We start from the raw sequence: 12,439 nt of genomic DNA on the forward strand, positions 1-12,439 counted from the left end.
AGGAATTGGCCTGATTTTAATAACACAGGTTTTAAAAGTATGCAAAAAATTAGATTCGTAGATTTATTTTCAGGGATAGGAGGAATTAGATTAGCCTTTGAACAAGCTGCTCATGGATTAAATATAGAAACCGAATGTGTTTTAAGTAGCGAAATCAATACAGATGCTCAACTAGTATATGCAAGAAATTTCAATCACCAGTCTTTAGGTGATATCCGAATTATAGATAAACTACCAGAACATGAAATATTATTAGCCGGGTTTCCCTGTCAATCATTTTCTTATGCTGGCAAAAAAGAAGGGTTTGGCGACACACGAGGTACACTATTTTTTGAAATCATTAGATTGCTTGATACATATAAACCACAAGCTTTTATTTTTGAAAATGTTAGAGGTATTTATAGTCATGAGCAAGGTAAAACTTTGGCAACGATCAAACACGAAATACAAAAAAGAGGTTACAGCTTTGATGCTTTTTTACTCAACAGTGCAAATTTCGGCTTACCCCAAAATCGAGTCCGAATTTATTTAATTGGCATTTTAAATGCTAATCCTGTATTTGATTTGATGTCGGATGTTGGACCAAAAGATTCTCATAGTTATAATGATAATCAGTTATCTTTATTTTATCAAACAAAAAAAACTGTGAGTATTTCTGATATTTTAGAAGATAATCCTAGCAGTAAATATGACTGTTCTACAGAGTTTATTAATGCCTTAAAACGGATATTTAACAATGATTTAAATCGACTCCATGGTGTAAGGCTAATTGATTATAGAGGAGGTAAGTCTATTCATTCTTGGGAATTAGGTTTGCGTGGTGAATGTACTGTAGAAGAAATTGCATTGATGAACCGTTTTATCTTAAAGAGACGGAACAAAGAATTTGGTGACCTACAAGACGGTAAACTACTGACTCAAGAACAAATAGCTAGTTTCTGTGATTATCCTAATTTGGCAGATGTTTTGAATTCACTAGTTACTAAGAAATATTTGAAACTGATTAATGGTAAATATAAACCTTTATCTGGTAATTTTTCATTTGAAGTTTATAAATTTTTAGATCCTAGGAAAATTTCTGTGACATTGGTTGCTAGTGATGCTAATAGATTAGGCGTTTATCATAATCAGCGAGTCCGACGAATAACTCCCCGTGAAGCAGCACGTTTACAGGGTTTTCCAGATAATTTTTTACTTCATCCCAATGATGATAAAGCTTACTATCAATTGGGAAATTCGGTAAGCATTAATGTAGTTAAGGCTGTCGCAGAACAAGTGTTGGTAAAAATGTTTTCTGGTTCTCAACTAAAAATAGAAAAGACTCAGGAATTAGTTAGATAAGTAATTTTAGAACCATGGCTTTTATCTTAGCCGCTACAGCAACACCTGCATCTGTAAAGATGACTACAATCCACTTATTTACTAAATCACCTTGTTATATTAAACCATATTGATGAATTGTCACAAGCGATCGCATCTCAACTACCTTCAGGTAACTGGTAACAATACTCCTCAACTGGAAATACAGCCATCTGAGTTAGGTAAACTAGGGCAGGCAGGATGCCCACCCCACAAGATTTATGATATTAAGGTGTGTACTTTATTTACTTGAAAACTGCTGTAAGTAAAATTGCTTAGGTGTTATGCTGTACAGCAAGGCGGACAGCTTCTACATCAACATTGAGATGTTGAGCAATTTGATCTAGACTCATCCCTGTTTTTAGTAACAGTGGTACAGCTGCTTTGAGTATTTCTTCACGACCTTCTTGGCGACCTTCTTGGCGACCTTCTTGGCGACCCTCAGCTTTAGCTTCTTGATAGACTCTGGTTTGCTCTAAAGTCAGTCCGAGCATAGCTTCTACCTCCTCTCTACTTAACGAATAAAACTTGTAAACAGCAATTGTGGTAATAATATCAATAATTTCTGTTTTTAGCCGTGCATCCTCTGACTCTAATTGTACTCGTTCAATTAATTGTTTTGCTTGCTGTGCCATCGTTTGCTCTGATGCGATCGCCAACTGCATTAAATTAATACCTATACGCTGCTGATGGGGATTACCTAATTCATCTAGATAAACTCGCTGTACTTGGTTGCTGTGGAAAAACAGACGATGAGTGTTTGTATCCCTTGGTTCTAAACTGCGGTCTGGGAAAATTACCACACAATACCAGTCATCGTATTCAGACTGATTGCGGTTTAAATACATCAGCGACTCAGTAAAGAAGCGATGGTAAAGACCTTCATCTCGTTGAAATTGCACTTCTGCAAACAAGATAATCCGGGGTTTTGCATCCTCTGGGGGTAAAAACACCCCATCTATACGAAAAGAGGTTTCTTTGACTTCAACTGACTCAAATCTATAGTTCTGTGCTTGTTCAGGACGGTAATCAATCAGTTCAAAAATAACCGATGGAAATCGCTTAAAAATTTGGTAATAAATCGAGTCCCGTTTCATGAAAATATTTACATACTAGGATGGTTATAATCTTTGACACTGAGTAGAAAAACTGATGAGACCTTATCACCAAATCCCTATATTAGAATGCGGTGAACCACTTGTGGCAATTCCTTTGCAATTATTTGCGGTGGAATCTCCCCATCCTTATGAAAAATTGGGCGCACCCTACGAGGGATATTCTCCTTATTATTTACGCGAAAGTGTGGTAAAAAATTTAATTCAAGCCCAAAATTATTTACAAGAAATTCATCCCGGTTGGTATATCCAGATTTTTGATGCTTATCGCCCTGTGGCTGTGCAACAATTTATGGTAAATTACAGTTTTGCTCAAGCTTTACAACAGCAGGGATTGACTGAGGTTGAGTTATCACCACCACAACTACAAGCAATTTGGGAGTCAGTTTATGAAATTTGGGCGATACCCAGTTGGGATGAAAAAACTCCCCCTCCCCACAGTACGGGTGCTGCTGTAGATATAACACTGGTGGATGATAGGGGGGAAATAGTCGATATGGGTTCCCCTATTGATGAGTTGTCAGAGCGATCGCATCCTGACTACTATCTTCATATTCACCACCCACAAGCCGCAACATATCACGCCCATCGGCAATTATTGTATAATGTGATGTTAAAAGCTGGATTTCAACGCAACCCTAGGGAATGGTGGCATTTTTCCTTGGGTGACCAGATGTGGGCTTGGTTGTATAATCAAAGTAATCCGGCTGATTCTTTCACAGCACGTTATGGCCGGAAAATATTTGACCCTTGAATAATCGACTTTTATTACAGCAAAAACTTCAAACTTCCCTAGAGGAGATACAAAATCAACGTAATCTCAGTTCTCCTCTGACTGATTTACAGTTAGGTCAAACCTTAGCTGTAGAAATTGCTCAATTAGCTACGGAACTAGAAAGTTATAATCCTCATCCCCAACCTCTCCTCAATGCTACTTCTGTGCTTAATGGGGGTTGGAAGTTGCTGTACTCCACAGCTAAAGAAATCCGTTCTTTAGATTCCCTCCCCCTAGGATTACAGTTAGGTCAAGTTTATCAGGTAATTGATGTTACCAATAAACGATTTTTTAACTTAGCTTTTGTGAAACATTCTTTGGGGTTAGTTTCTGGATATGTGAAAGTAACAGCTAGTTTTGCACCAGCAACAGATCAACGCATCAACGTAGATTTTGATCAACGCTATCTATCCATTGAGAAGATTTTGGGCTTTGATACTCCCCAACTTAACCCGTTTAAAGTAGTTCCCGCTAACAATCCTCAAGGGAGAGTCCCTACTTTAGATATTACTTATTTAGATCAAAGTTTCCGCATTGGACGGGGAGGAGATGGTAGTTTATTCGTTTTAAGTAAGGTTGAGGATCTAAGTCAAATTCTCAAGCATCTTGAGGATTAAGGTTAATCATTTTCCAAGTGGTATATGTACCGATGGGACTCCACAACAAATAGGGTATCAATAATACTGCTGCAACTCTGTAAACAGGTAAAATTGCTAGTGTCAAGATGAGACAGATGACAAAACCTGTACCACCAATAATCGTACCCACCCGCAGACTACGCAGCCAAAACATTACCGGTGTATAGGCGATGGTAACAATTTCTAATAGTAAGTATAAACCCATGAGTAACCAAGTTCGTCCCGTACCTGGATTACTTTCCCAGACTATATAAGCTGACCAAGCACCACAAATAAATATTAAAGTCCAAATTACTGGAATTGCTCCCTCAAAGGTTAACCATCGCGGTCTACGTAAGCGCCTAAACCATTGTACGTCGCTGGGTGTAATTAAGTTAGCTCCTAAAGCTATTAACAAAGCTACACCCCCTATAACCATCCAGGATCTGATCATCTCTTTTATTATTGATAAATATTAACTGCAATTCTGCCTCTGGATGATTACATTCACCACAGCAGCAAATTACTATCTAGGATGGGGGTAGGGTGAACAATATGGAACCAAATACAGAGGTGCGATCGCTAGTACCATCACACCACAATAGAAATAGACAGCATAAAATCGCCACTCAAATTCGCCTCACAGGGTGGATTACCCTATGGGTACAATTAGCATTAGCCCTAGTTTGTACCTTATTGCTGTTATTTGCTTCTCCTGGGCGTGAATTTGCTCAACAACCGAACCCAGGTTTAGGAATTGGTGTATTCTGGGTCGTCACGTCAATTTTATTATTATTATTCAGTATATTTTGGGATTTTCGTTACACCCGCATAGGTAGACGCTTAGACAATCCTAAAACCAGTCTCCACCCCAGTAAAGCAGATACCACCAGAGCCATCCGCATGGGTGTAATGGTGGGTTTACTGGGAATACTCCTGAGCATTTTAGGCGCTACTACAAGCGTGAGTGTCCTAGTAGCAAAAGCTGTGTCCCAACCCCCAGGAGTAGCAATTACTGACCCTAACAAAATCATTCGCGCCCTGGATGTGTTTATAGTAGTCGCTAACATTAATGGTATTGCTGCTCATTTTGTTGGTACAGTTGCTTCCATATGGCTACTGGAAAAAGTCCATCAACATTAGTATGGCCGCCCGTCCTGTCAGAACAACTACGTAGTACAATTACGACTAGAACAACGGGGAAAATATCCTCAAGTTTGATCTCAATCACCAAGCTATATTAGTTACTGAATATATAGTTCGGAATTAATGATACTCTAAATGGTAAAATATAGGCATAAATAAATTAGTTATGGATAGGGTATAGTACCCATTCTCCACTCCAGAAATAATCAAACTACTGTCAGATTTATGCCATTCTCTGACATCAAACTGGCTGCAGGGTGTAGATTGGTGGTACTAGCGACCATGGAAGGATTGCAAGGGGTAGAACACAAAACTATGCTACCACGTCAATATCTACTGCGGGTGGAACAGGCTATGTCAGAAGCAGCAGTTTTTGAGGGTGCGGCTTGAATTTCCCGGATATGCTGCTGTGCTATACCCATAGATCGCACTCTGATAAATCAATTACTAGCTATTTTAGAGTATCCTCTCTATAAACATCAAGCCTATCGTTTAGTGATTAAATACCAAGTTTCGGCTTATATTCTCTAACTACCCCCTAATTAGTGACCAATGAATGAACCATTAATTGAACTCAAGGATATTTCTAAGTCCTTTGGTAGCAATAAAGTCTTAGATAATGTGGATTTGACAATTTATCGGGGGGAAGCCGTAGGGATTATTGGGCCTTCAGGAACTGGTAAATCAACGGTTTTAAGAATTATTGCGGGATTAATAGCTCCCGATAGCGGAGAAATTTACATTCAAGGGGTACGGCGAGATGGGTTAATTGAGGACAGTACTGATCCTATTGGTATTGGGATGGTGTTTCAACAGGCGGCTTTATTTGATTCCTTGACAGTAGATGAAAATGTCGGCTTTTTACTATATCAACATTCCAAGATACCGCGATCGCGCATTCAAAAACTGGTTAAGGAAAAATTAGAAATGGTCGGTTTATCGGGAATCGGCCATCTCTACCCCTCTGAATTATCTGGGGGAATGCGAAAACGGGTCAGTTTTGCTAGAGCCATTATTTCTCATCCCGATCATCCCACCGAAGGCCCACAAGTTTTACTATACGATGAACCCACAGCCGGACTTGACCCTATTGCTTCCACAGTCATCGAAGATTTAATTCGTCAGTTGCAATTAACACAGGGTGTGTGTAGTACCTATGTCATTGTTACCCACCAAGATAGTACCATTCGCAGGACAACTGATAGATTAGTATTCCTTTATCAAGGTAAGGCGCAGTGGCAAGGTACAGTTAGTGATATAGATACCACAGACAACCCATTAATTAGACAATTTATCAGTGGGAGTGTACAAGGACCTATTCAGGTGGCTGGGTAGGTGCATGGAGGAAAATTATGCGAGATATCAGAACAAACAGCTTTGCGTCTAAGCGCACATTACGAGAAGGCTCGGTAGGGTTGCTCATCCTCATGGGTTTGGGAGCATTTGTGATGATTGTCCTCTGGTTGAATAGACTCACACCTGGGAAAAATTCATATAAATTCATAGTGGAATTTGCTAATGCTGGCGGTATGCAAAGAGGCGCACCAGTCCGTTATCGGGGTGTGAAAGTCGGTAATATTTCCAGAGTTCAAGCAGGGTCAAATGCTGTAGAGGTAGAAATTGAAATTGCTCCCGCTGACTTGATGATTTCCCGTGATGTGGTTATTGAAGCCAATCAGAGCGGGTTAATTAGTGAAAGTATTATTGATATTACACCCACAAAATCTCTACCTACTGGGGTGGCGATCGCTAAACCCCTAGATGATAATTGTGATCAGACCGTAATAATTTGTAATGGTTCACGGTTACCAGGTAATATTGGTATCAGTATTGATGAACTAATTCGTAGCTCAACCAACTTAGCCACTACATACAATGACCCGCAATTTTATCAAAGACTTAATCAACTTTTAGAAAGCTCAACAGCAGCAGCTACCAGTATCGCCGCCCTAAGTGAAGATATGCGAAAATTAACTAAAACTTTTGAGGGACAAATAAGTACGTTTTCGGATACTGCCAACTCAGTACAACAAGCCACAAATCAACTGACTGCATCCGCTACTAAAACAGTAGATCAATTAGGTGTGACCGCAAGTGAATTTAGTTCTACAGCTAATCAAGCTAATCGGTTATTAAATAACCTAGATGAGCTAGTCACAAGCAACCGCAGTTCTTTAGTTGGTGCTTTAAATAATATTACTGAAACTAGCAACCAACTCCTAGTTACAGCCAATACCCTATCACCAGCGGTTAATCAATTAGCTCAAGGTGAATTACTCAAAAACTTAGAAAACCTTTCGGCCAATGCAGCTGAAGCCTCAGCTAATTTACGGGATGCTTCTCGAAACCTTAATGATCCTCAGAACCTTCTGCTCATCCAGCAAACCTTAGACTCAGCACGGGTAACTTTTGAAAATACCCAAAAAATTACATCAGACTTAGACGAGTTGACAGGTGATCCGGCTTTCCGGCAGAATCTCCTGCGGTTAGTCAATGGTTTAAGCGGGTTAGTCTCTTCTACACAACAGGTGCAGCAACAAGTTCAAGTAGCTACTACCTTAGACTCCCTCAAAACAGCAGCCAGCACACCTAATTTTGAAGTTTCTCCCCCACCCATTGTTAATTCAGCCATTCCCGCATCATCTCCAGAAAAGCTATTAAAGCAGCTGCGGAAGTATGGAGAACAAAGAAATGGAGAGGACTAATTCCAATCTTCCTCTGCTTTTTTGCCGCGACTTTGATAAATTCCCCCCAAATCATGGATTTGGCGAGTTTTATCAAAAAGTTCCGCCTCTGTCAAACCCCACTGCTGCATGACTTGATCCAGGTCTTTTTGAATGTCTCTCGCCCCGGGAAAGCCTTGATAACGAATTCTTAATCTGGCTAATTCTGCTAAATTGTAGTCTGTTGCCCCTTGAGCGAGTAAAATGTTAATAGAGGGGCGATCGCGGTTATAGAGGGGATGTTGTTGTTCTTTCTCACCGTGGGATTCTGACATGAGCTATACCTTTGATGGAGTAACTACTTGATACCAATTCTAGAGTTAAAAGTTGTTATATTCCGCCATAATTAATCATGACGGCAACCACACCTCACCTCATACGGGTCTCACTACTGCCATGCAAGTTTAAATAAAGATACATTATCTTTAAGAAAATACAAAAAACTTTAAATGAGGGTGAATATATAGCTCACCCAACGCCCAAAGCAGCAAGGGAGCAAAAACCCATTATGTTTGAACACTTCACTTCCGAAGCCATTAAAGTAATTATGTTATCCCAGGAGGAAGCACGTCGCCTGGGGCACAATTTCGTAGGAACTGAACAAATTCTCCTGGGTCTAGTGGGAGAAGGGACTGGGGTTGCTGCTAAAGTATTAGCCGAATTGGGTGTGACTCTCAAGGAAGCACGTCGGGAAGTCGAAAAAATTATCGGGAGAGGTTCTGGTTTTGTACCGCCAGAAATTCCTTTTACCCCCAAGGTAAAAAGCTTATTCGAGCAATCCTTTCGAGAAGCCAATAGCCTGGGACACAACTACATTAATACTGAACACTTACTCTTGGGATTAACGGAGGCTGGGGAAGGTGTCGCCGCCAAAGTCCTACAAAATATCGGGGTTGATCTGAGAAATATCCGCACAAAGGTGATCCGGCGTTTGGGTGAAGGTGGGACTGTGTTCGCTAGCACAGGCGGTACTTCCCCCCGCACCCAAAACCTCAGCTTGGAAGAATTTGGCAGAAACCTGACTAAATTAGCCCATGAGGGTAAGCTTGACCCCGTAGTTGGTCGAGAAAAAGAAATTGAGCGTACTATCCAAATTCTCGGTCGCCGTACTAAGAATAATCCTGTGTTGATCGGTGAACCTGGAGTTGGTAAAACGGCGATCGCCGAAGGTCTAGCTCAACGCATCGCCCATCAGGATGCTCCCGAAATTCTGCTAGACAAGCAAGTCATCAGTCTCGATATGGGGCTTTTAGTCTCTGGAACCCGTTTTAGGGGTGACTTTGAAGAACGCATCAAGAAAATTGTTGCAGAAGTCCGTTCCGCAGGGAATATCATTCTGGTAATTGACGAAGTTCACACCTTAGTTGGTGCTGGTGGTACAGAAGGCGGCTTAGATGCAGCCAACATCCTCAAACCAGCCTTAGCACGGGGTGAACTCCAGTGCATTGGTGCAACTACTCTCAATGAGTATCGTCAACATATTGAACGTGATGCAGCCTTAGAGCGTCGTTTCCAATCAGTGCTAGTAGGGGAACCCTCAGTACGAGAAACTATAGAGATTATCTACGGCTTGCGGGGAGCTTACGAGCAGCACCATAAAGTACATATATCTGATCAAGCTGTGGTGGCCGCCGCTGAGTTATCAGACCGTTACATCAGCGATCGCTTTTTACCAGACAAAGCCATTGACTTGATTGATGAAGCAGGTTCCCGCGTGCGGTTGCGTCACTCTCGCACCTCTACAAATAAAGAACTCAAGCAGCAATTAGTCGGTGTCACCAAAGCCAAAGAGGAAGCAGTTAGACTACAAAATTTTGACAGAGCATCACAACTGCGCGACGAGGAAATCAAACTCGAAGCCGAACTGCACGACATATCACAAACTGAGCAATTTATCAAGCCACCCGTAGTAGATGAGGAAGACATTGCTCAAATTGTCGCCTCTTGGACGGGGGTACCAGTGAACAAACTCACCGAATCGGAGTCGGAGTTACTCTTACACCTAGAAGACACACTCCACGAGCGGTTAATTGGTCAAGAACAAGCAGTTACCGCCGTATCCCGTGCTATTCGTCGCGCCAGAGTAGGGTTAAAAAATCCCCATCGTCCCATTGCGAGTTTTATTTTCTCTGGACCGACAGGAGTGGGTAAAACAGAGCTAGCCAAATCCTTAGCCTCCTACTTCTTCGGGTCGGAAGAATCTTTGATTCGCCTAGATATGTCCGAATACATGGAGAGTCATACTGTTTCCAAGCTCATCGGCTCACCTCCAGGTTACGTAGGATACGACGAAGGCGGTCAACTCACAGAAGCCGTGCGCCGCAGACCATACTCAGTGCTACTATTCGACGAAATCGAAAAAGCGCACCCCGATGTATTCAATATGCTGCTGCAACTCTTGGATGATGGACACCTCACAGACGCTAAAGGTCGGAAAGTGGACTTCAAGAATACCCTAATTATTCTCACTTCCAACATTGGCTCTAAGGTGATTGAAAAAGGTGGCGGTGGTTTAGGCTTTGACTTTGAGACTGAACAGGATGCTAACTATAACCGCATTCGTACCTTAGTTAATGAGGAACTAAAGGCTTACTTCCGTCCCGAATTTCTCAACCGCTTGGATGATATTATCGTCTTCACCCAACTGGCTAAAGATGAAGTCAAGCAAATTGCTGACATCATGCTCCGGGATGTTGCTACCCGCTTGACTGAAAAAGGCATTACTTTACAAGTCACAGACCGCTTTAAAGAGCGTGTAGTCCAAGAAGGCTATAGCCCCAGTTATGGCGCTAGACCCTTACGCCGAGCCATTATGCGCTTGTTAGAAGATCCTCTGGCTGAAGCTATGCTTTCTGGCGAAATTACCGATGGAGTTACAGCGATCGCCGATATTGACGATGAGAATCATGTAACCATACAAGGGTCAGAAAAGCGAGAGCTACTCTTGGCTAATGCTGGTTAAGACCTCAAAGGAATAATTTAATTCAGGATTTCCCCCGGTAATTATACCAGGGGATTTTTTATTTACATTCATCTAGCAAACTTTTGAATCAAACTCAAAAATCAAAGCATGAGTCAGATAAAATTGGATGGCTACAACCTCGGTTTAGTTTGGTATGAAAAATCTTGAAAGCTTAACCATCCACCAATTTCGAGGTTTACAGAACCTGGAATTACAGGATACAGGACAAATCAATGATAGATTTATTCCTAAAGGAGGGCAAAAAAATTTAGCATTACCTGTTGCTACCATTACACCATTTTCTCATCGTGCAGAACGGTTTCAAATGCGGCTGCTTTCAGATGCTATCTTTCAAGATTTCAAGTCAGAGGTAATTAAATTACTTCAGTATATGGACTCGGGAATTATTGACCTTGAGCTTTTAGTTCCTCCAGGTCAAAGAATAATCCTTCCCATTCCCTGTTCCCTTAAAACCACAATTATGATGTCCTAACGTGTATGCGTAGTGCTATATATAAATATTAAGATAATTTCCATACTGACTCAGATGTGACGATACATCTATGAGTCAAAATTAAGCCAACGTAAACCTATAGAAAAAAATATACCCCTTCCCAGATTCTAATCTAGAAAGGGGCATTGCAAGCAGAAACAATAATCTGCTATTGGCTTTTCAGAACTCCCGGCTCTTGCTGTATGGGTAAAACATCTAAAATATCCGTTTGAGCGCAATATCTTAAATCTTCATGTGACTCCAGGCGTAACAACCTTTGGCCGTGACTAGCGTGGTGGAATAATCCTAATAAGTCATTTTGCCATTGTGCGTAAAGAGCGATCGCACCAATTACTTCATCATTCCCAGCTAATTCGGCTGGTGAAATTTGGCACTGTGCTAAAAGACTGTGAGCGATCGCCCCAGCACAAACTGTATCTTCTAAAGAAAAACTGCCTTCCCAACCAGATCCGACAATCCACACAATCTCAGGTTTTTTTTCCAATAGGAACTTTACCACAGCCGCCCGATTAATCAGAGCAGCAGCAAGTACAATCGGAGAATCTTGTACACGTTGTAAAGCGCGAGTTCCATTCGTGGTACTGATAAATAAACGCCGTCCCTTGACTACTTCCGGTGTGCAATCAAGAGGGGAGTTACCTAATTCAAAACCAGTTACTTTCGCGCCGCCGCGTTCTCCCGCTCGGAGTCGTTTTTCCATGGGCCAGTTTTCGCTGACCGCAATTAGTTGATCTAAATTACTGAAGGCTTGCACAGCTTCGCCTCCAGATGCCAAAACAGTTGCTATTGTACTAGTAGCTCGCAAAACATCGACGACGATCGCGCAGTCGGGAGTTTTGTCCGTAGGAGTCAATTCGGGAGTGTGGTATATGAATAGCTTCACGCGGTGGATAAACCTGCTCTCAATACTATTGCCGAGATTACATTCTAATGGGTGTCATTCACCATCATCACAGTAAAAATCTGGGAATTTTTTATCGTCAGTCCTGAATATTTGTGATATGTGATTGCCAACTTGATGCCAAGAAACACAAATCAAGGTAATCTAAAAACATAATCAACCCCCTTCCTTACTTGGCAACATAGAGAGCTAGTCCTAAGCTGACTATTTTATAAACAAAACTATACTTATGTTGACAAGCATTGACATAAGTGAGTTAAGAAAATCGCCCACTTGATATATAATCCTACGATATCAAGTATTGAATTAAGACTATTGCCAACGCGA

13 protein-coding genes are annotated in these 12,439 nt (G+C 41.4%); 9 read left to right on the plus strand and 4 right to left on the minus strand.

Features of this window, described 5'->3' with window-relative positions:
- Window positions 1-39: 39 nt before the first annotated feature.
- Entirely contained in the window at window positions 40-1,341 is a 1,302-nt protein-coding gene (locus PN447_RS04395) for a DNA cytosine methyltransferase (RefSeq protein ID WP_271761118.1), read from the plus strand.
- Window positions 1,342-1,634: 293 nt separating this feature from the next.
- Here the strand turns inward: PN447_RS04395 and PN447_RS04400 are convergent, their stop codons facing one another.
- Window positions 1,635-2,456 carry an Rpn family recombination-promoting nuclease/putative transposase gene (locus tag PN447_RS04400; protein WP_271761120.1) on the minus strand — a complete coding sequence of 274 codons (822 nt, stop codon included), beginning with the start codon at window positions 2,454-2,456 and terminating at the stop codon, window positions 1,635-1,637.
- A 55-nt stretch (window positions 2,457-2,511) separates the two neighbouring features.
- Between PN447_RS04400 and PN447_RS04405 the strand changes: the two genes are divergently transcribed.
- Both PN447_RS04405 and PN447_RS04410 read left to right on the plus strand, forming a co-directional pair.
- A complete protein-coding gene (locus PN447_RS04405; RefSeq protein ID WP_271761121.1) occupies window positions 2,512-3,228 on the plus strand; it encodes a M15 family metallopeptidase in 717 nt (238 codons plus the stop codon).
- The gene (locus PN447_RS04410; RefSeq protein ID WP_271761122.1) at window positions 3,225-3,866 is read left to right on the plus strand and encodes a PAP/fibrillin family protein; all 642 of its coding nucleotides are present in this window, start codon (window positions 3,225-3,227) and stop codon (window positions 3,864-3,866) included. The genes PN447_RS04405 and PN447_RS04410 overlap by 4 nt, the downstream gene beginning before the upstream one ends.
- Here the strand turns inward: PN447_RS04410 and PN447_RS04415 are convergent.
- Window positions 3,847-4,320 carry a TspO/MBR family protein gene (locus PN447_RS04415; RefSeq protein ID WP_271761123.1) on the minus strand — a complete coding sequence of 158 codons (474 nt, stop codon included), beginning with the start codon at window positions 4,318-4,320 and terminating at the stop codon, window positions 3,847-3,849. The two genes, PN447_RS04410 and PN447_RS04415, sit on opposite strands and share 20 nt — an antisense overlap.
- A gap of 101 nt (window positions 4,321-4,421) precedes the next feature.
- Between PN447_RS04415 and PN447_RS04420 the strand changes: the two genes are divergently transcribed.
- The 4 genes from PN447_RS04420 (at window position 4,422) to PN447_RS04435 (ending at window position 7,717) form a co-directional block, all read left to right on the plus strand.
- Window positions 4,422-5,009 carry a DUF3611 family protein gene (locus PN447_RS04420; protein WP_271761125.1) on the plus strand — a complete coding sequence of 196 codons (588 nt, stop codon included), beginning with the start codon at window positions 4,422-4,424 and terminating at the stop codon, window positions 5,007-5,009.
- A gap of 228 nt (window positions 5,010-5,237) precedes the next feature.
- Window positions 5,238-5,402 (plus strand): hypothetical protein, encoded by a 165-nt coding sequence (locus tag PN447_RS04425; RefSeq protein ID WP_271761127.1) that lies wholly within the window; start codon window positions 5,238-5,240, stop codon window positions 5,400-5,402.
- Between the two features lie 162 nt (window positions 5,403-5,564).
- Window positions 5,565-6,347 (plus strand): ABC transporter ATP-binding protein, encoded by a 783-nt coding sequence (locus PN447_RS04430; RefSeq protein WP_271761129.1) that lies wholly within the window; start codon window positions 5,565-5,567, stop codon window positions 6,345-6,347.
- A gap of 17 nt (window positions 6,348-6,364) precedes the next feature.
- Window positions 6,365-7,717, plus strand: a complete 1,353-nt coding sequence (locus PN447_RS04435; protein ID WP_271761131.1) for an MlaD family protein — start codon at window positions 6,365-6,367, stop codon at window positions 7,715-7,717.
- On the opposite strand, the gene PN447_RS04440 is transcribed toward PN447_RS04435, so the two are convergent.
- Window positions 7,714-8,010 carry a DUF3288 family protein gene (locus PN447_RS04440; protein ID WP_271761133.1) on the minus strand — a complete coding sequence of 99 codons (297 nt, stop codon included), beginning with the start codon at window positions 8,008-8,010 and terminating at the stop codon, window positions 7,714-7,716. The genes PN447_RS04435 and PN447_RS04440 overlap by 4 nt on opposite strands.
- A gap of 233 nt (window positions 8,011-8,243) precedes the next feature.
- Here PN447_RS04440 and PN447_RS04445 point away from each other — a divergent pair, with 233 nt between their 5' ends.
- Together PN447_RS04445 and PN447_RS04450 are read left to right on the plus strand one after the other, a co-directional pair.
- Window positions 8,244-10,697, plus strand: coding sequence for an ATP-dependent Clp protease ATP-binding subunit (locus PN447_RS04445; protein ID WP_271761135.1), 2,454 nt, complete (start codon window positions 8,244-8,246; stop codon window positions 10,695-10,697).
- Between the two features lie 154 nt (window positions 10,698-10,851).
- A complete protein-coding gene (locus PN447_RS04450) occupies window positions 10,852-11,190 on the plus strand; it encodes a hypothetical protein (RefSeq protein WP_271761137.1) in 339 nt (112 codons plus the stop codon).
- 169 nt (window positions 11,191-11,359) lie between these two features.
- Here PN447_RS04450 and PN447_RS04455 read toward each other — a convergent pair whose 3' ends face one another.
- Window positions 11,360-12,094, minus strand: coding sequence for a 2-phosphosulfolactate phosphatase family protein (locus PN447_RS04455; RefSeq protein ID WP_271761139.1), 735 nt, complete (start codon window positions 12,092-12,094; stop codon window positions 11,360-11,362).
- Window positions 12,095-12,439 lie beyond the last annotated feature (345 nt).

The sequence above is a fragment of the Anabaena sp. CS-542/02 genome, assembly GCF_028331085.1.
GTDB lineage: Bacteria > Cyanobacteriota > Cyanobacteriia > Cyanobacteriales > Nostocaceae > Anabaenopsis > Anabaenopsis arnoldii.